This window comes from Catenulispora rubra (genome assembly GCF_015356825.1).
GTDB lineage: Bacteria > Actinomycetota > Actinomycetes > Streptomycetales > Catenulisporaceae > Catenulispora > Catenulispora rubra.
Map to the genome: position 1 here is coordinate 1 of NZ_JAACYW010000210.1, position 20291 is coordinate 20291.

10 protein-coding genes and 2 pseudogenes are annotated in these 20291 nt (G+C 72.0%); 7 read left to right on the top strand and 5 right to left on the bottom strand.

Annotation, left to right across the window (positions count from 1 at the left end):
• Positions 1-6046: pseudogene (locus GWK61_RS57385) on the bottom strand (SDR family NAD(P)-dependent oxidoreductase); the annotation flags it as partial.
• A 281-nt stretch (positions 6047-6327) separates the two neighbouring features.
• On the opposite strand from GWK61_RS57385, the gene GWK61_RS38525 reads away from it, so the two are divergent.
• From GWK61_RS38525 to GWK61_RS38535, 3 genes are read left to right on the top strand one after another with little or no spacing between them, the layout of a single operon-like run.
• Entirely contained in the window at positions 6328-7377 is a 1050-nt protein-coding gene (locus GWK61_RS38525) for a 3-oxoacyl-ACP synthase III family protein (RefSeq protein WP_194916647.1), read from the top strand.
• Positions 7378-7383: 6 nt separating this feature from the next.
• On the top strand, positions 7384-9297 hold the full coding sequence (locus tag GWK61_RS38530; protein WP_194916648.1) for an HAD-IIIC family phosphatase: 1914 nt from the start codon (positions 7384-7386) through the stop codon (positions 9295-9297).
• A 29-nt stretch (positions 9298-9326) separates the two neighbouring features.
• The gene (locus tag GWK61_RS38535) at positions 9327-9554 is read left to right on the top strand and encodes a phosphopantetheine-binding protein (protein ID WP_194916649.1); all 228 of its coding nucleotides are present in this window, start codon (positions 9327-9329) and stop codon (positions 9552-9554) included.
• A gap of 38 nt (positions 9555-9592) precedes the next feature.
• On the opposite strand, the gene GWK61_RS38540 is transcribed toward GWK61_RS38535, so the two are convergent.
• From GWK61_RS38540 to GWK61_RS38555, 4 genes are all read right to left on the bottom strand, one after another.
• Positions 9593-10567 (bottom strand): zinc-binding dehydrogenase, encoded by a 975-nt coding sequence (locus tag GWK61_RS38540; protein ID WP_194916650.1) that lies wholly within the window; start codon positions 10565-10567, stop codon positions 9593-9595.
• Positions 10568-10699: 132 nt separating this feature from the next.
• Entirely contained in the window at positions 10700-11440 is a 741-nt protein-coding gene (locus GWK61_RS38545; protein WP_194916651.1) for a GntR family transcriptional regulator, read from the bottom strand.
• 64 nt (positions 11441-11504) lie between these two features.
• The gene (locus tag GWK61_RS38550) at positions 11505-13295 is read right to left on the bottom strand and encodes a hydantoinase B/oxoprolinase family protein (protein WP_194916652.1); all 1791 of its coding nucleotides are present in this window, start codon (positions 13293-13295) and stop codon (positions 11505-11507) included.
• Positions 13292-15391 carry a hydantoinase/oxoprolinase family protein gene (locus GWK61_RS38555; protein WP_194916653.1) on the bottom strand — a complete coding sequence of 700 codons (2100 nt, stop codon included), beginning with the start codon at positions 15389-15391 and terminating at the stop codon, positions 13292-13294. The genes GWK61_RS38550 and GWK61_RS38555 overlap by 4 nt, the downstream gene beginning before the upstream one ends.
• 157 nt (positions 15392-15548) lie before the next feature.
• Between GWK61_RS38555 and GWK61_RS38560 the strand changes: the two genes are divergently transcribed.
• The 4 genes and pseudogenes from GWK61_RS38560 to GWK61_RS38575 form a co-directional block, all read left to right on the top strand.
• Complete coding sequence (locus GWK61_RS38560) at positions 15549-16388, top strand: fumarylacetoacetate hydrolase family protein (protein WP_194916654.1); 840 nt, start codon at positions 15549-15551, stop codon at positions 16386-16388.
• Positions 16389-16390: 2 nt separating this feature from the next.
• The gene (locus GWK61_RS38565) at positions 16391-17938 is read left to right on the top strand and encodes an AMP-binding protein (protein ID WP_194916655.1); all 1548 of its coding nucleotides are present in this window, start codon (positions 16391-16393) and stop codon (positions 17936-17938) included.
• A gap of 287 nt (positions 17939-18225) precedes the next feature.
• On the top strand, positions 18226-20115 hold the full coding sequence (locus GWK61_RS38570; RefSeq protein WP_194916656.1) for a 2-oxoacid:acceptor oxidoreductase subunit alpha: 1890 nt from the start codon (positions 18226-18228) through the stop codon (positions 20113-20115).
• Positions 20105-20291: pseudogene (locus tag GWK61_RS38575) on the top strand (2-oxoacid:ferredoxin oxidoreductase subunit beta); the annotation flags it as partial. The gene GWK61_RS38570 and the pseudogene GWK61_RS38575, both read left to right, overlap by 11 nt.

A 20291-nucleotide genomic window follows, 5' to 3' on the forward strand; every position in this document is an offset into this window, starting at 1 on the left:
GGTGGGTGTGGCGGTGGTGGGCCAGGGCGTCCAGGTAGGTGTTGGCGGCGGCGTAGTTGGCTTGGCCGGGGTTGCCCAGGATGCCGGCGATGGAGGAGAACAACGTGAACTCGGCCAAGCGGATGTCGTGCCGGATCAGGTAGGCGTGCAGGTTCCAGGCGCTGTCGGCCTTGGCCGCCAGAACACTGTGAAGAGACTCAGGGCTCTGGTTGGCGAAGGTGGCATCAGCCAGGTGACCGGCGGCATGCACCACAGCCGTGAGCGGGCGGGCGGCGGGGATCGCGTCCAGGACGCCCGCGAGCTGGTCCGGGTCGCTGGCGTCGCAGGCGGCGATGGTGACCGTCGCGCCCAAGTCGGTGAGTTCTTCGCGCAGCTCCGCGATACCGGGGGCATCCGGTCCACGGCGGCTGGTCAACAGCAGGTGTCGGACGCCACGGGTGGTGACGTAGTGGCGGGCGACCAGCGTGCCGAGGGTTCCGGTGCCGCCGGTGATCAGCACCGTGCCCTCCGGATCCAGCACCGGAGGCATGGTCAGTACGATCTTTCCGGTGTGCCGGGCCTGGCTCATGAAGCGCAGAGCCTCCGGCGCGCGCCGCACATCCCAGCTCCGCACCGGAATACCCGTCAGCTCGCCGCTCTCCAGCAGCGCCACGATATCCGCGAGCATCTCGGCGACCCGCGTGGGACCGACGTCGGCCAGGTCGAAAGCCTGATAGTCGGCGATGTGCGGATGGTCCCGGCGGACGTCGGCGCCGTGGCGGATGTCCGTCTTGCCCATCTCGGCGAAGCGGCCGCCCTCGGCGAGCAGGCGCAGGGAGGCGTCGACGAACTCGCCGGCGAGCGAGTCCAGGACGACGTCCACGCCCCGGCCCTCGGTGGCGGCCCGGAAGCACTGCTCGAACTCGAGCGTCCGCGAGTCGGCGATGTGCTCGGCGTCGAGCCCGAGGCCGCACAGGACGTCGCGTTTGCCTTCGCTCGCGGTGGCGAAGACCTCCGCGCCCCAGTGCCGGGCGAGCCCGATGGCGGCCGTGCCGACGCCTCCGGTACCGGCATGGATGAGCACTGATTCGCCCGCACGGAGCCTCGCGAGGTCCGCGAGGCCGCGATAGGCCGTCAGGAAGGCGATGGGCACAGCGGCCGCCTGCTCGAAGGACCAGCCCTCGGGGATCCGGGCGATGGTGCGCGCATCGGTGACGGAGACGGGGCCGAAGGAACCGGGGAGCAGTCCCAACACCCGGTCGCCGACCGAGAATCCGACGACGTCCGCGGCGCACTCCACGATCACCCCCGCACCCTCGCCGCCCATCCGGGCGTCGTCCCCCGGGTACACGCCGAGTGCGATGAGCACATCGCGGAAGTTCAGACCTGCCGCGCGGACGGCCACCCGGACCTCGCCGGCGCCGAGCGGACGGGCCGCCTCCGGAGCGGGCACGAGCGCGAGGTTCTCCAGGGTGCCGCGAGCGGTGGTGTCCAGGCGCCACTGCGGCGCGTCGGGCGGCGGGAGCAGTCCAGCGGCGGCGGTTCCGGGCGCCGCGCCGGTGCTTCGGAGCCGGGCCAGGCGCGGGACGAGCACGGTCCGGCCGCGCACGGCGAACTGCGACACGTCGTCAGGGACCGTGCGCAGGACTGTCGGCAGGCCCGACCAGTCGTCGGCGGCGTCCGACCCGGCCGTGGCCAGATCGACGAGCTGGATGGGCAGGTCGGCGTGCTCGTTCTGGACCGCACGGACGAATCCCCACACCGCGGCGTGGCTCGGATCCAGTTCGGCCTGGTCCGGGGAGGTGGCCACCGCGCCGCGGGTGATGATGACCAGTCGAGTACGTTGCGCCAGCTCCTCTTCGGCGATCCATGCCTGAAGCACGGTCATGACGCGCTCGACGGCCGCGTGCGCGGCGGCGGCTTCGGGCCCGGCCTGCAGGCCGGGAGCCGCGCACGGCAGCAGCACCGTCTCCGGCGAGTGCGTGTCCGCCGCCTCGACGACCGCGGCCACGTCCGGGTAGGCCAGGACCCGGACATCGGCCCCGGACAGCGCCTTTCGCAGGCTCCCGGTGTCCGCGCCCTGGTCGATCGCCGCCCACTCGGCCGCGCGCGCCGACACCGGACCCGGCACCGAGCCCGACGCCGGGCCCGAGGGGGCATCCGCCCCGGAACGCCGAAGAGGCGTCCACTCGAGGCGGTACAGCGAATCGAAGCTCTGATTCCGCCCCAGGGCGGCCAGCCGCTCGGGGTCGATCGGGCGCAGCGTGAGCCGGTCGATCTCGGCGACCGTGACGCCGGACGGGTCGGCGAGCGTGATGGAAACGCTGTGCGCGGAATGCAGAGTCAGCCGCGCACGCAGGGTGTGTGCCCCGCTGGTGTGCAGACGGACCCGGTTCCATTCGAACGGCACCAGAACCGGCTCATCCGGCGCGCGCCGGCTGCCGAGGGCGTGCAGCACCGCGTCCAGGAGCGCCGGGTGCAGGCCGTACCGGCCCGCGTCGTCCGGCCCGGACGTGGGGTCCGCGTCGGGCAGCGCGACCTCGGCGAAGAGCGAGTCGCCCTGGTGCCACAGTGCCCGCAGGCCGCGGAATCGCGGGCCGTAGGTGTAGTCCGCCTCGGCGAGCCGGTCGTAGAAGTCGGCCATCGGGATCGGCTCCGCGCCCGGTGGCGGCCAGGCAGTCAGCCCGGCTGCGGCGTCAGCGCCGTCTGCGGTTTCGGCGCCAACCTCGGCGCCGACCTCGGCCTCGGCGTCGCCCGCGTTGATCATGCCCGCGGCATGCCGGGTCCAGGGCGCGTCGACGTCGTCCTGTCTGCGCGAGTGCACGGAGATCTCGCGTCGACCGTCGTCGTCGGCGGCGCCGATGAGGACCTGCACCAGCACGGCCGAGTCCTCGGCGATCGGCAGCGGCGCCTGGAGTGAGAGCTCGTCGATCTGCGGGCAACCCGCCTCCTGCCCCGCCCGCAGCACCATCTCGACGAACGCCGTGCCGGGCAGGATCACGGCGCCTGCGACGCGGTGCTCTGTGATCCACGGCAAGCTGTCGCCCGCCAGACGCCCGGTGAGCACCATGCCCTCGCCGTCGGCGAGGGTGAGGGCCGCGCCGAGCAGGGGATGGCCGGCCGCGGAGAACCCGAGCCGCGACGGATCGGCGGCTTCGACCGGGGCATCGAGCCAGTAGCGCCGGCGCTCGAACGCATACGTCGGCAGATCCAGGCGAGGCGCGGGCCGACCGGGGTACAGCGCGCCCCAGTCCAGGACCGCACCGCCGATGTGCATTCGGGCCGCCGCACCGAGCACGGTGACGGCTTCCGGGGCGTCGCGGCGCAGCGCGGGTGCGACGATCGGGGCCGGTCCGCCGTCGGCTGCCGATCCGGCGACGTCGTCGAGCGTGTCCTGGGCGGCCGCAGCCAGCACGCCGCCGGGACCCAGCTCCAGATACCGGGCGACGCCCTGCTCGGCGAGGTACCGGATGCCGTCGTCGAACCGCACGGCCGCACGCACGTGCCGCACCCAGTGCTCGGCGGACCCGAGATCCTCCGCGGTCGCGACCCGGCCGGTCAGGTTGCTGACGATGGGAAACACTGGTCGGGAGTAGCGAAGACCCTCGGCCACCTGGCGGAACTCCGCGAGCATGGGCTCCATGAGCGGGGAGTGGAAGGCATGGCTGACCCGCAATCGCCTGACTCTGCGGCCCTGTGTCTCGAAGTGTTCGGCGATTGCGGTGACAGCGTCCTGCTCGCCGGAGACGACCACGGCCCGGGGGCCGTTGACGGCCGCGAGGGAAACCTCGGCGGCATGCCGGTCCACCAGCGGGAGCGCCTCCGCCTCCGTGGCCTGGATCGAGACCATGGCCCCGCCGCGCGGAAGCGCCTGCATCAGCCGGCCACGCGCGGCCACCAACGTGCAGGCGTCGGCGAGCGAGAGCACCCCGGCCACGTGAGCCGCTGTCAGCTCGCCCACGGAGTGTCCGATGAGGTAGTCGGGGCGCAGGCCCCAGGACTCGACGAGGTGGTAGAGGGCTGTCTCCACCGCGAACAGACCCGCTTGGGCACACACGGTCTCGTTGAGCCCGGCCCCGTCGGGGGATTCCGCGGACGCGAACACGAGGTGGCGCAACGGCATCCCGAGCTCGCTCGCGAGGTGCGGGTCGAGTTCGTCGCAGGCGGCGCCGAAGGCCTGCGCGAAGACCGGGTATGTCCGGTGGAGCTCGCTGCCCATGCCGATGTACTGACTGCCCTGGCCGGTGAACATGAACGCGGTACGGGAGCGGCGACCAGCGGCGGTGCCCGACGGCGCGTCGGCCGCGTGGCCGCCTTCAGCCAGAACGGAAAGAGAGCGCAGCAGACCGGCACGGTCCGCACCGACGGCCGCAGCCCGATACCGGTGGTGGGAGCGGGTCTGGCCGAGAGCGAAAGCAATATCCACGGGCTCTGCTTCCGGGTGCTCGGTCGCCCAGTCGAGCAGGCGGGCGGCTTGGCCGGCCAGCGCCTTGGAGGTGCGCGCGGAGATCGGCCAGAGGACGGCCTGGCCGTCGGGCGATGCCTGCGGATCGGCCGGACCGGATGGACCGGATGGACCGGTCAGTTCAACCGGACCGGTCAGTTCAACCGGATCGGCCGGTTCAACCGGACCGGACAGTTCAACCCGATCCGCCGGTTCAGCCGGATCGGCCGCCACGTATGCCACGGGAGTCCCGACGGTCGCGGCCTCCTCCAGGATCAGGTGAGCGTTCGTCCCGCTGATCCCGAAGGAGGAGACGCCCGCGCGACGCGGGCCGGCGCCCTCCGGCTTGTCCCACGGCTGCGGCTCGGCGAGGAGTTCGATGCCGCCGTGTGACCAGTCGACATGTTCGCTGGGCCGATCGACGTGCAGGGTCGGCGGCAGTTCGCGGTGCCGCATGGCCATCACCGTCTTGATGACGCCGGCGACCCCGGCCGCAGCCTGCGCGTGACCGATGTTCGACTTGACCGAGCCGATCCACAGCGGCCGGCCCGCCGGTCGCTTCGCACCGTACGCACCGAGCAGGGCCCGCGCCTCGATCGGATCCCCGAGGGAGGTACCGGTCCCGTGCGCTTCAACGGCGTCCACCTCCGACGCTTCAAGGCGGGCGTCGGCAAGGGCCTGTCGGATCACGCGTTCCTGCGAGGGGCCGTTCGGAGCGGTGAGCTGGCTGCTGCTGCCGTCCTGGTTCACGGCGCTGCCCCGGATCACGGCCAGCACCGTGTGCCCTCGGCTTTGCGCGTCAGCGAGCCGCTCCAGCAGCAGCAGCCCCACACCCTCGCCGAGCACCGTACCGTCGGCGTGGTCTGAGAAGGCCTTCACCCGGCCGTCCGCGGCCAGTCCGCGCTGCCGGGAGAAGTCGACCAGCGAGGTCGGGGTGGACATGACGCACACCCCGCCGGCGACGGCCTGCTCGGACTCGCCGCGGCGCAGCGACTGGACCGCCAGATGGATCGCGACCAACGAGGAGGAACAGGCGGTGTCGACGGTGACCGCGGGGCCTTCGAACCCGAAGGTGTAGGAGATCCGGCCGGAGGCGACGCTGCCGGCGCTGCCGTTGACGAGATACCCGTCCATGCCTTCGGGAGCCTTGCGGAACCGGGAGCCGTAGTCGTTGTACATGACCCCGGCGAAGACCCCGGTACGGCTGCCGCGCAGCGAGACCGGGTCGATCCCCGCGCGCTCGAACACCTCCCAGGCACTCTCGAGCAGCAGGCGCTGCTGGGGATCCATCGCGAGCGCCTCGCGCGGATTGATGCCGAAGAACTCCGGGTCGTGCAGGTCGGCGTCGTGCAGGAAACAGCCGTGTCGGGCGTAGCAGGTGCCGGGGGCGTCGGGGTCCGGGTCGTAGAGGGCGGCGAGGTCCCAACCGCGGTTGTCCGGAAACGGGGTGACCGCGTCCACGGCGTCGGACACGACACGCCAGAGGTCTTCCGGCGAGTGCACTCCGCCCGGGAACCGGCACGACATGCCCACGATGGCCACGGGCTCGTACGCCCGCTCCTGGCTCTCCCGCAGCAGCTCGCGCGTCTGCTGGAGGTCGGAGGTGGCCCGTTTGAGGTACTCGCGGAGCTTCTCTTCGTTCGCCATCTGCAGCCGTTCCCTTGGCAACTGGAGGTACCGGAGCGTGGAGCCGGAGCGAGCACGGCCCGCGTACGTTTCGGCTCGCTGCATCGAAGGTCGCCGAGCGGACTTGTGCGCCGCTTGCCGCGTTCTAAATCGGCGACCCGCATCCGGCGGCGGTGAGGCGGCCACCGGCAGCCCGGGTTAGCGCGGCTTTAGCGCGGCGTCCCAGCGTTGGGTTCGAAGCAGGCGACCCGCCGCCGACCCGCGGAAGGATGCTCCAGATGGCCGAGAACACCGTCGAAGACGTCTCCGATTTCAGGCTGCTGTCCGCCGGCTCGGCGCTTCCGGGACCGCCCCTGGACAACGCGGCGCTCGCGCGCAGGTTGCGGCTCGACGGGGTCTGGTCGCAGTGGATCGACGAGTTCATCGGGCCCGGGACCCGGCACCTCGCCCTGGACCTGGAGGACGGCTGCGCCACGGCCACGCTGGTCGATCTCGGGGCCGAAGCCGGGCGCCGGGCGCTGGACGCGGCGGGGATGCGGGCGCGGGACGTCGACGTGATGGTCTTCGCGTCGGCGACCCCGGATTCGCTGCTGCCGACGACGGTGAACCTGGTGGCCGAACGCCTGGGCGTCAACGGGATCCCGACCTACCAGCTGCAGTCCGGTTGTGCCGGCGCCTACCAGGCGATCGACCTCGGCCGTCAGCTCCTGCTCGCGCCGGGCCGGCGCAACGCCCTCGTGCTGGGCGGCGACATCCTGGTCAAGCACTTCGACCTGGACATCGACGTCGGCAAGCTGAGCCCCGGCGAGCTGGTGAACATGCTGCTGTTCGGCGACGGGGCCGGGGCGGCGGTCCTCACCCGGGACCGGGTGCCCGGCACGACGGCGGTGCGGCAGGTGCTCAACAAAGTCACCGGCGCGGGCCGCGCCCCCGGGCAGCAGGTGGAGTGGTTCGGCCTCGCCGACCGCCACCTGGATCTGCCGGCGGCCCGCGAGGACTACAAGGCGATCCAGGAATCGGTGCCGTCGATGTCCCGGGAGATCGTCAAGGAACTGCTGGAGCGCACGCGGTGGGCCGAACACGAGATCGACTACCTGCTGCCGCCGCAGCTGTCCGGGAAGATGGCCGAGACGATCACCGAGGAACTGCAGATGCCGGGCGCCGAGGAGATCTCCTGTGTCACCGAGACGGCGAACACCGGCAACGCGGTCCCCTTCATCCAGCTCGAACGGCTGCTGCCGCAGATGGTGGCCGGCGACCGCGCTCTCGGGGTGACGGTGGAGTCGAGCAAATGGATCACCGCCGGCTTCGCCTTGGAAAGGACATGAGCTCCGATGACGTCCGAACCTGTCACCGATACCGACATCGCCACCGGCGCGGGCCGTATACATGTTCTGCGATCCATGATCGCCTCCGGCAGGCTCGCCGTCGAGTACCCGAGTGTCCGCGCCGTGCTGGCCGAGCTCGACGACACCGACCTCGCGGCGGCGGGCCGGGTGCTCGCGCGGCTGAGTCCGGCCCAAGTGCGGGCCGTCCATCCCGCCGTGCCGGTCGTCCGCGTCGCGATCACAGGTCACGGCGTACTCGCGGACCTGGTTCCCCGACTGACCGCGCAGCTGGCCCGGCACGGCATCGTGCTGCAGCCGTACCTCAGCGAGTTCGACTCCTACGTCTTCGACCTCTGCGGCCCGGCCGACGGACCTGATCCCACGGGGACGCAGGCGGCCGCGCCCGAGGTGACGCTGTGCGTGCTGGACCCGCAGATCGTCATGGACGAGCTGCCCACCCCGTGGCAGGTCTGTGATCTGGAACGGATCCTGGAGGAGAAGCTCGCGCTGTTCGGACGGCTCGCCGCATCGCACGCCGCGACCTCGGGCGGGCACCTGGTCTTCAACACCCTGCCGCTCCCGCGCCAAGTGACGGCCCAGCTGATCGACCACGGGTCCCGGGCCGCCGCGGCAGCCGCCTGGCACGAGGCCAACGCCCGACTCCTGCGGCTGTCCGCCGACCGGCCCGGACTGACGGTGTTCGACGTGACCCCCTGGCTCGCCGAAGGCATACCCGCCGCCGAGCCGAGGTTGAGCAGGTATCTCAAGGCCCACCTGTCCGGCGAGCTGCTGGGCGCGTACGCCCGGGAGGCCGCGCATCTGGTGCGGAACCTGCTCGGCCGCACCCGGAAGGTACTGGCCGTCGACCTCGACGGCACGCTGTGGGGCGGGGTCGTCGGCGACGACGGCGCCGAGGGCGTCGAACTCGGCGAAGGCCACCGCGCGGAGGCGTTCCAGGCCTTCCAGCGGGTGGTCAAGCAGATCCGCGCGCAGGGCGTGCTGCTGACGGCCGTCAGCAAGAACGACCCGGGGCCGGTGCGCGAGGTGCTCACCGGCCACCCGGGCATGGTGCTCGGCGAGCAGGATTTCGTCCGCGTCGTGGCGAACTGGGAGTCCAAGGCCGAGAACATCCGTCGCCTGGGTGCCGAACTGAACCTGGGTACCGACGCGTTCGTCTTCACCGACGACAGTGCCTTCGAGTGCGGCCTGATCCGCCACGAGCTGCCCGAGGTCGCCGTCGTCCCCCTGGACGACGAACCGGCCCTGCACATCGACCGGCTGCTGGCCGACGGCTGGTTCGACACCAGGACGCTGACGGCCGAGGACCGGAACCGCCCGCGCGGTTACCGGGAGGAGCTGGAGCGCGAGGACTTCGCGGCCGGATCGGCGTCCATCGAGGACTACCTGCGCGGCCTCGAGCTACGGGTCCAGGTGGCGCCGGCGCTGGAACGCGACCTGGACCGGGTCTCGCAGATCACTCTGCGCACCAACCAGTTCAACCTGTGTACGGTGCGGCTGTCGGAGCAGGAGGTCGCCGGACTGGCCGCGGACCCCGCCCGCCGGGTTCTCACGATCCGTTCGGCCGACCGGTTCGGGGACAACGGGATGGTGGGCGTCCTGTTCACCACCAGCGACGGCCCGAGCGTCCGGATCGAGAACTTCCTGCTCAGCTGCCGGGTCTTCTCCCGGGGGATCGAGCAGGCCTGCCTGCGCGCCGTCCTGGAACAGGCAAGGGAGGAAGGAGCGCGCGAGGTGGTGGCCGAATACCGCCGCACGCCGAAGAACGGGAAGGTCGCGGATCTGTATCCGCGCAACGGCTTCGCCACGGTCTCGGACGACGGCACCCGCGCGGTGTTCCGCCATGGCCTGCGCACCCTGCCGGACCCCGTCACGCACCTTCGGCTGACCGCCGAGTTCTGATCGTCAAGGCCTTGAAGGGAGTACCCGCGGTGAACGACCTCGCCGACTTCGTCGCCCTGGTTCACGACGAGATAGGTTTGCCGGTGACGATGGAGAACGTCCACCTCGACTTCGACCAGACACCCGGCTGGGACTCGGTCCACCTGATCGCGCTGCTCGCCGCCGTCGAGCGGGAGACCCAGCGTCCGGTATCGCTGCCCGAGATGTTGCGGGCGCGCAGCCTGGCGGAGATCTACACGCGGGCGGTCGCACGGTGAGTGCGCCGGACTCGCCGCCTGGCGTGCACGTGTGCCTCTCATGGGCGCAGCAGTACCGCCCCGATGTTGCGCCGCTCGTCCAGTTCCGTGTGTGCGTCCGGCGCCCGCTCGAAGGGGAAGACGCCGTGGATCCGCGGGACCAGGCGACCCGCGGCCGCCGAGGCGAGCGCCTCCTCGGCGTACGCGCGCCGGTCGGCCGCCGGCTTGGCGAAGGTCTTGCCGAGCGCCCCCATCACGCTCAGACCCCGCCGGGTGATCTTCATGGCGTCGAACGACGTCGGGGAGCCCGAGGCGAACCCGTAGATGCCGATCCGCCCGGTGCCGTAGGCGGCGGCGTTCAGGGCCTGCCGCCCCACGCTGCCGCCGACGGCGTCGAGCACGACGTCCGCGCCGCGGCCGCCGGTCGCCTCCTGCACTCTGGCCGTCCAGTCCGACTCGCTGTAGTCCACGGCCACATCGGCACCGAAGTCGCCGGCCGCCGCGAGCTTCGCCGCGCTGCCCACGGCGCCGATGACGGTTTTCGCGCCGACCGTCTTGGCCAGCTGGACGAGCAGCGAGCCGATCCGCCCGGCGGCGGCGGTGACCAGGACCGTCTCGCCCGGCAGGAATCCGACCGCCTCGAGGATGCCGATGGAGATCGCCCCGGCCTGGAAGACCGCGACGGCGGAGTGCATGGCGAGCCCGTCCGGCACCGGCAGCACGTTGCCGGTCTTGGCCAGGGCGTATTCGGCGTAGCCGCCGACGTTCCCGAGTGTCGTGGCGACGACCCGCCGCCCGAGGAGTTCCTCGTCCGCGCCGGCGCCGACCGCCTCGACCCGGCCGCCGACCTCCGTCCCCGGGATCCAGGGCAGCGGGAGCGGATACTGCCCGGAGCGCACGACCGTCTCGCCGTAGATGACCCCTGCCAGCTCCGCGCGCACGAGCACCTGCCCGGGCCCGGGCCTGGCCTCGGCCTCCTCCTCGACCCGGAGGACCGCCGGCGGCCCGAACTCCCTCACCCGTACCACCCGCATCGCTGAAGCTCCTGTTGGCGAGGCATCCCACGTCGTCACGAATACGAATACGAATACGAATACGGTATCCAGAGCCGAACCCGACGGTCGTCGCCCAGACTGCTCGGCTCGATCGAAGTGGCGGGAGTCGAATCAGTGTGCTGCGGAAGTGCCCGCCACGGTGTCCTGCCGGGCCTTGGCCATGGCGATGGCGCGCGGCAGGGCGAACGGGGCGTGGCGTTCGGCGGTCATCAGGGCCAGGGCGGTGCCGGCGAGGTGGTCGACGAGGAGTTCGCGGGCGCGTTGCAGGTCGCCGGCGGCCAGGGCGTCGACGAGGCCGTGGTGTTCGGCCAGGCGCTCGGCCACCACCTCGGGGTCGGGCTCGCGCTCCATGAAGGCCCACTGGTAGCGGCTTGCCTGGTCGAAGAGCTCGTCGAGGCGGTGGTTGATGCGCTCGCCCGCGCCCTTGCGCAGCATGGTGTGGAAGCGGCGGTGGGCCTCGGCGTCGCCCCGGGCGGTCAGCTCGGCCTCGCCGCGCAGTGTTCGCAGGTCGCTGCGGCGCAGGGCCGGAGCGGTCAGCGACAGCGCCAACGCCTCCAGCGGGACGCGCAGTGCGTAGAGTTCGTCGAGGTCGCTCATACTCAGGGGGCTGATACGCACCGACCGGTGCTGGTGTGAGCCCACGTACACGATCAGCCCGTCGCGCTCCAGCAGCCGCAGCGACTCGCGCAGCGGCGTCCGGCTCACGCCGAAGCGGCGGCTGAGGTCGAGCACGGAGACGACCGAGTCCGGGGCGAGCTCGCCGGCCAGGATCATGCGGCGCAGCGTGTCGTACACCGTGTGTGTCTTGGTGGCCGGTTCCACCGCGTCCGGCCGGTCCCCTGCGTCCGCCATGGATTTCGCGCCTGTCGTCGTCACTGAGTCGTCACGGAGCCGTCACGGAGCCGTCACGGAGCCGTCACTGATCGGAGCCGGAGCCCGCCGTCGAACGCCCCGCGCGCAGGGCCGAGGTCGCGGCCTCGTCGACCTCGAACCCGCCCTCATCGCTCCGGCGCAGCTCCACACCATAGGCCGAGCGGGCTTGCGCGAGCGACACGTAGCCCGCGCGTACGTCGGCGAGCACCTCGGCCGGCGGACGCTCGAACGGGTCGCCGAGACCGCCGCCACCACCGGTGTCGACGACATGCCGGTCGCCGGGACGTAATTCGAACCCTGACACCTTGCCGCCCGGGAACTCGACGACCTCGCCGTCCGCACGCCGCACGTACAGCTGGTTCGGTGCGGCGTCCGCCCCGCCGTGCAGACCCCACGGCGCGCAGGCCGTGCGCTCCATCCACGCGTCCACGCGCGCGGGCCGGTCGACGACCACCGACAGGCGGGTACCCAGGCCACCGCGGTACCGACCGGGGCCGCCGGAGTCTTCGCGCAAGGAGTACTCACCGATGCGGATCATCGGATACTTCGCCTCGACGGCCTCCACCGGCACATTGTGCGTGTCCCCGTCGTTGATGCAGATCGTCGCGTCCTGACCGTCGGCGCGCGACGTGGCTCCCCAGCCGCCGCCCTGCGGGCCGCCGAAGAACTGGAAGAACCGCCCGTCCGCGCCGACCCCGTGGGTGTGCGTCATCGCCAGGTCCGCGTGGTGGCCGGCGATCGACACGTCCGGCATCACATCGGCCATGGCCCGGAACACACAGTCCACGACCGTCATCGGAATCGTCATCCACCAGCGCATGGCGGCCGGGCGCACCGCGCTGACCACGGTTCCCGGCGGCAGCAGCACCTCCAGCGGACGCAGCGCGCCGGCGTTGATCGGCAGCTCGTGCGGCGAGGTCAGGCATTTGAACGCGACCTGGGCCGCGGACCTCCCGGCGGTGGTGCCGCAGTTGAAATAGCCCGCGACCTGCGGGCTCATCCGGCTCAGGTCCACGGTCATGGTGTCGCCCCCGACGAGGACCCGCACCCGCACCGGGATGCGCTCGGTGGCGTGCACCCCGTCGTCGTCTATGAACGCCTCGGCGTGGTACTCGCCGTCCGGGATGCGCGACACTGCCTGGCGCGCGAGGCGTTCGCTGCGGTCGAACAGGTCCGCGACGGCCGAGGCGACCACCGGCGCCCCGTAGCGCTCGTACATCGCGCGCAGCCGGGCCTCGCCGGTGCGCACCGCGGCGACCTGCGCACGCAGGTCGCCCATCGCCAGATCCGGGAAGCGCACGTTCGTCGCGATCAGCCGGGTCAGCTCGTCGTCCTGCACCCCGCGCTTGAAGATCTTCACGATCGGGACCTGCAAACCCTCGGCGTAGATGTCCGTCGTCGTGCCGCCCAGGACGCCGCCGACGTCGATCCAGTGCGCCATCGACGAGGCGAACCCGACCAGTTCGCCGTCATGGAACACCGGCAGCGTGAAGATCATGTGGTTGAGGTGGCTGCCCATGATGTAGGCGTCGTTGGTCAGCAGGACGTCGCCGGGCTCGATCCCGTCCCGGCCGTAGAAGGCCAGCTTGGCCTTGATGGCGTCGGACAGGCCGCCCATGAACATCGGCAGGCCCAGACCGATCGACAACGGGTCGCCGTCCGCGTCGAACAGCCCGACGGTGAAGTCCTGGGCCTCGTAGATGATGAGGTTGTAGGCGGTCCGCATGAGGTTGGTCTTCATCAGGCCCGTGATGGACACCAGCCCGGCCCGGATGATCTCGGCGGTGATCGGGTCGACGGCGCCGGCCGGACCGGCCGGGATCGCGGCGCTCATGCGGACGCTCCGATGCTGACCAGGAGGTTGCCGAAGTCGTCGACGCGGGCCCGGTCGCCGGGCCGCAGCAGCACGGTGGTGGTCGGCTCCTCGATGGCGGCGGGGCCGGCGAGCTCGTTGCCGGCCAGCAGGGCGCCGCGGTCGAAGACCGGACACCGGACCCGGCCGACCGCCGGGTCGAACACCACGGCCCGGTCGCCGAGGACGGCCGCGCCGGGCGGTTGGGCCACCCCCTGCGGGATCTTCGCCAGGTCCGGCTTGGGAAGGATCCCAAGGGCGCAGACGCGCAGGCTCACGACCTGAACCGGTTCGCCCGGGGCGCTGTGGCCGTACCGTTCCTCGTGCGCGGCGTCGAACGCCCCGGCCAGGATCCGCGCGCCGTCAGCGCTGTCAGAACCGTCAGAACTGCCGGTGCTGCCGAGGCCGGCCGGGATCTCCGGCATCGGCAGCGTCACCGTGTGCTCCTGGCCCACATAACGCATGTCCACCGCGCGCAGGAACCGCACCTGTTCCGCGCGTGCCCGCAACGTTTCAAGCCCGGCGGCGCACTCGGTTTCCAAGTCCGCGAACTCCGCCTCGAGACCCGCGACCGACTCGGGCCTCACCGTCCGCACCGCGGTCTGCACGACGTCGTACCGGGCGTCGGCCATCAGCATCCCGAGCGCGGAGAACATCGCGGGCATCGGCGGGATCACCACGTCGGTGACGCCCAGTTCGCGCGCGACCAGCGAGACGTGCAGCGGGCCGTTGCCGCCGTAGGCCACGAGCGCGAAGTCGCGCGGATCGAGCCCGCGCTCGGTGGTGACCGCGCGCACCGAGTCGGCCATGGCCGCGGCGCCGATCGCCAGCACGCCGGCGGCGGCCGCGACGAGGTCCAGGCCGAGTTCGGCCGCCAGCGGCGCCAGCGCCGCGCGGGCCGGCTCCGGGTCGAGCCGGAGCCCGCCGGCGATCGGGCCGTCCGGCGCGAGGTGCCCGAGCAGCAGCGCCGCGTCGGTGATCGTGGGCCGCGTCCCGCCGCGGCCGTAGCAGGCCGGGCCGGGTTCGGCGCCGGCGCTGCGCGGCCCGACGTGCACCCCGCCTGCGGCGTCGAGCCAGGCGACGCTGCCGCCCCCGGTGCCGACCTCCACGATGTCCAGGCACGGGATGCGGATCGGCAGCCCGGTCGCGTAGCCGCCGAGGAAGTAGTCGCTGGCCAGCGGGAACGTCAGATCCCTGATGACGGCGGACTTCGCGGTGGTGCCGCCCATGTCGAAGGCGATGGCGTCGCGCCGCCCGAGCGTCCGGCACAGTGCGATGGCGCCGACCACTCCCCCGGCCGGCCCGGACTCGAGCATCTGCACGCACTGCCGCGAGACCGTCGCGACGTCCGTCACCCCGCCGCTGGACTGCATGACGCTCAGCGCGGCCGTGCTCCCGCCGTCCCACAGCCGCTCCTGGAGCCGACCGAGGTAGCGGCTGACCAGCGGGCCGACGAAGGCGTTGGCGACGGTGGTCGAGGCCCGTTCGAACTCCCGGTACTCGCGGCTGATCTGCTGCGAGAGCGTGATGTGGCAGCCGGGCAGCCGCGTCCGCAGGATCTGCCCGGCCCGTACCTCGTGCTCCGGATTGCGGTAGGCGTGCAGCAACACCACCGCGACGGCCTCGACGCCGAGCGCGGCCAGCCGGTCGGCCAGTGCCCCGGTGCCGGACTCGTCGAGCGGGGTCAGTACTTCGCCGGCCGCGTCGAGCCGCTCGTCGAGCTCGAAGATGAGCTCGCGGGGCAGCAGCGGCGTGTGTTTGGTGAAGGCGAGGTTGAACGCGTCGGGCCGGTTGATCCGGCCGATCGGGTAGACGTCGCGGAAGCCCTTGGTGGTCACCAGCGCCGTGCGCGCCCCGTCCCGTTCGATCAGGGCGTTGACCACGACCGTGCTGCCGTGGATCACGGTGTCGAGCCCGGCCGGCCGCGCGCCGGCGGCGTCGAGGGCCCCGAACACCCCGACGATCAGATCCTCCGGCGTGCTCAACGCCTTGCCCCAGTCGAGCGCGCCGGTCGCGTCGTCGAACAGGACCAGATCGGTGAACGTGCCGCCGATGTCCACTGCCGCCCGCACCGCCACGACCGTGCTCCTTCGCGCTGGGGATCACGCCGGGTTTGTATCCAGCTTGCTTGCTTTTGTATCCGATCGCAGAACATTTGTATACAACACCGCGGACCCCGAGTACCCTCCCGGATCAGAGGACTGACTCACCAGGTCTGATACGGGAGGATCCGCGATGCGACTGACGACGATCCGGGTCGGCGACGGCACCGCCGCGGGCCGCGTGGACGCCGACACCATCACCGTGCTGCCGTACGCGGACGTCGGCGAGCTGCTGGCCGCCGGGCCGGACTGGCGCGAGCGGGCCGGCGCGGCCGGGCCCACGCGGGAGCTGGCCGGTGCGGACTTCGCGCCGCTGGTGCCCCGGCCGGAGAAGATCGTGTGCGTCGGGGTGAGCTATCGCGACCACGCCGAGGAGGCGGGACTGGCGATCCCGGAGTATCCGACGATCTTCGCCAAGTATGCCAGGGCCCTGATCGGCGCCGGCGACGAGATCGCACTGACGCCGCACTCGCAGGCCGTGGACTGGGAGGTCGAACTCGGCGTCGTGATCGGCACGGCGGTCCGGGACGCGGACCCCGACGAAGCACTCGAGGCCGTCGCCGGGTACACGATCGTCAACGACGTCTCCGTGCGCGACTGGCAGCTGCGCACCTCGCAGTTCCTGGCCGGCAAGACCTTCGAGGGCACGACCCCGGTCGGCCCCTTCCTGGTCACGCCGGAGGAGGTGGACCACGCCCGGGCGCTGGTGCTGACCTGCACCGTCGACGGCGAGGTGATGCAGCGCGGCTGCACCGAGGACCTGGTGTTCCCGGTCGCGCGGATCGTCTCGTTCCTCAGCCGGATCATCACGCTGGTGCCCGGCGACCTGATCGCGACCGGCACCCCGGCGGGCATCGGCGCGGCCCGCAAGCCGCCGGTGTTCCTGCGCGACGGGCAGAAGGTGCGCTGCGCCATCGAAGGGCTCGGGGAACAGGTCAACCTGTGCCGATCGCCCGCTGTCGCAGGGGCCTGATCGTGCAGCTCATCGAGTTCTTCGACCGGGGCGCCGAGATGGCCCCCGAGCGGCTCGCGTTCGTGGATCCCGACGGCGGCGGTGCGCTCACCTACGCCGCGGCGCAGGTGCTCACCCACCGGATCGCCGTCGCACTGCACCGGGACGGGATCGCCCCGGGAACGCCCGTCGGAGTGCTCAGCCCGAACACGCCGCTGGTGTTCCCGTGCGTGCTCGGCGTCGCGCGTGCGGGCTGCGCGTGGGTGGCGTTGAACGACCGGACCCCGCCGCAGGAACTGGCCGGGCTGCTCAACCTGGTCGGCGCCGAGGCGTTGTTGTACAGCGTGAAGTCCGCGGCCGCGGTACGGCGCCTGCGCCAAGCGGTGCCGGGCCTGAAGCTGCTCGTCCCGATCGACGACGACGCGGACCCGCTGTCGGCCTGGCTCGCGCCGCCCGACGCCCGCGCGCCCGCGCAGCCGCTGGATCCGGAAGGCATCGCAGGGCTCTTCGGCACCGGGGGCACCACGGGCCGTCCGAAGGCCGTCGCGCTGCCGCACCGCGCCTTCGAGACGATGGTCCACGCCTTCAACTCCCACCTGCCGGAGACCGATCCGGTCAACCTCGTCGCGGCGCCGCTGACCCACGCCGCCGGCGCCGCTCTGGTCCCGGTGCTCGGCCTGGCCGGGACGAACGTCGTCCACTCCTCGGTGGACCCGGCGCGGATCCTGTCCTCGATCGAGGAGAACCGGGTCACCCGGCTGTTCCTGCCGCCGACCGCGGTGTACGCGCTGCTCGACCATCCGGACGTGCGCACCCGCGATCTGAGCAGCCTGCGGTACTTCCTCTACGGCGCGGCGCCGATCTCGGTGCGCCGGCTCACCGAGGCGCTGGAGGTCTTCGGGCCGGTGATGGCACAGTTCTACGGGCAGACCGAACTGCCGATGATGTGCTCGTTCCTGAGCCCCGAGGAGCACGCCGCGGCGCTGGCCGAACCGGGACTGCGCCATCGGCTGGCCAGCTGCGGACGTCCCAGCCTGGTCGCGAACGTCGCGATCCGCGCCGAGGACGGCAGCGCCTGCCCGGTGGGCGAGCCCGGCGAGATCGTCGTGCGCAGCGAGTTGCGCATGGCCGGCTACCACGGCGACCCCGAGCAGACCGCGGCCGCCCACCGGCCCGGCGGCGCGATCGCCACCGGGGACATCGGATACCGCGACGCGGACGGCTACCTGTACATCGTCGATCGCAAGAAGGATCTGATCATCTCAGGGGGCTTCAACGTCTTCCCCGGCGAGATCGAGCAGGTCCTGGCCGCCGACCCGGCCGTCCGGGACTGCGCCGTCATCGGCGTGCCCGACGAGAAGTGGGGCGAGCGGGTCACGGCGGTGGTCGAGCTCAGACCCGGCGCGCAGGCCGACGCCGACGCGCTGATCGCGCTGTGCCGCGAACGGCTGGGGCCGGTCAAGGCGCCGAAGCAGGTGCTGTTCCGGCCGTTGCCGCGCTCGGCGATCGGCAAGGTGCTCAAGCGCGCGCTGCGCGAGGAGTTCTGGACGGAGCAGCCGCGGCGGGTGTGACCCTGCGGCGACTACGGCAGGCGGCCACGGATTCCCACCACGCGCCTGTCGGCCGATCCGGCGGCCTGGGTGTCGGCGCGTCGCCGACGACTCGGTCATCGGCGGAGATGACGTCCGGGAACACCGACGCCCCGACCCTGATGATCGGCAGGCGGGCCGCCGATCTCATCACAAAGGGCTGATACCGACCGCGGCTGATCGCGCAATCCAGGCGGTGCGCGCGCGGGCGGTTCGTTGGGATCGTTGGTGCTGCCAGCCGATGAGTGTCGGGTCCAGGGACGGGAGTCATGCCGGTGGACGACAGGGTGCTGACGGCCAAGCCCCGGGTCGCGGTGAGCCGGGTCGTGATCAGGATCGCCGGCGACTCCGGCGACGGGATCCAGCTGACCGGCGACCGGCTCACCGCCGAGACCGCCGCGTTCGGGAACGACGTCTGCACGCTGCCGGACTTCCCGGCCGAGATCCGGGCGCCGGCCGGCACCCTGCCCGGAGTCTCCAGCTTCCAGCTGCACTTCGCCGACCACGACGTGCTCACCCCCGGGGACACCCCGGACGTGCTGGTGGCGATGAACCCGGCCGCGCTGCGGGCGCATGTCTTGGCTCTGCCACGCGGAGCGCGGATCCTGGTGGACACCGACGAGTTCACCGACCGGGCCCTGACCCGGGCCGGTTATGACGGCGACCCGCTCCAGGACGGTTCGCTGGAGGCGTTCGCGGTACATCCGGTGCCGCTGACCTCGCTGACGGTCGCGGCGGTGGCCGAGGCCGGACTGAGCCGCAAACAGGCCGAGCGGGCGAAGAACATGTTCGCGCTCGGGCTGTTGTTCTGGCTCTACGGCCGCCCGATCGAGCGCACGGTCGAGGCCTTGGAACGCAAGTTCGGCGGCCGACCGCAGATCGCGGCGGCGAACCGGGCGGCGTTCCTGGCGGGCTGGAACTACGGGGAGACGACCGAGCAGTTCGCCACGTCCTACGAGGTGGCCCCGGCGCCGCTGCCCGGCGGCCGGTATCGGACGATCTCCGGGAACCTCGCCCTGGCCTACGGGCTGCTGGCCGCCGCCGCGCGCTCCGGTCTGCCGCTGTTCCTCGGCTCGTACCCGATCACCCCGGCCAGCGACATCCTGCACGAGCTGAGCAAGCACAAGGAATTCGGCGTGCGGACCTTCCAGGCCGAGGACGAGATCGCCGCGGTCGGGGCGGCTCTGGGCGCCGCGTTCGGCGGATCCCTGGCCGTCACCACCACCTCGGGCCCCGGGGTGGCGCTGAAGTCGGAGACGATCGGCCTGGCCGTCGCGCTGGAGCTGCCGCTCGTGGTCTGCGACATCCAGCGCGGCGGGCCCAGCACCGGCCTGCCGACCAAGACCGAGCAGTCGGACCTGCTCCAGGTGCTGTACGGGCGCAACGGCGAGTCGCCGGTCCCGGTGGTCGCCGCGGCAACTCCGGCGGACTGCTTCGACGCGGCGCTGGAGGCGGCGCGGATCGCGCTGACGTATCGGACGCCGGTGTTCCTGCTCTCCGACGGGTACCTGGCGCACGGGTCGGAACCCTGGCGGATCCCGGAAGTCGGTGGGCTGCCGGAGCTGTCCGTGCGGTTCGCCACTGAGCCCAACCACACCGACGCCGCCGGGAACAAGGTCTTCTGGCCCTATCTGCGCGACCCGGAGACGCTGGCCCGGGCCTGGGCCGTGCCCGGAACGCCCGGTCTGGAGCACCGCGTCGGCGGGCTGGAGAAGGCCGACGGCAGCGGTGCGATCTCCTACGACCCGGCCAACCACGATCTGATGGTGCGCGTCCGGCAGGCCAAGGTGGATCGGATCACCGCGACGATCCCGGCGCCGGCCGTCGACGACCCGTCCGGGCAGGCGTTGGTCCTGGTGCTGGGCTGGGGCTCGACCTACGGCCCGGTACGAGCCGCCTGCCGGGCGGTGCGGGAGCAGGGCGGCGGCGTGGCGCACGTCCATCTGCGGCACCTCAACCCGCTGCCGGCCGGCCTGGGCCCGGTGCTGGACGGCTACGACCTCGTCATCGTCCCGGAGATGAACCTGGGACAGCTGGCATCGGTGGTGCGCGCCCGCTACCTGGTGGACGCCGTCGGCTACAACCAAGTCCGCGGCCTGCCGTTCACCTCGGCCGAACTCGCCGACGTCATCCAGGAAGGGATCAGCAGTGTCGACTAGCACCCAGGGCCGGGCCGCGCCCACCCTGCTTCCGTTGACGGTGAAGGATTTCAAGACCGACCAGGAAGTGCGCTGGTGCCCCGGCTGCGGGGACTACGCGATCCTGGCGGCGGTCCAGGGCTTCATGCCGTCCCTGGGCATCTCCCGCGAGGACATCGTGTTCGTCTCGGGCATCG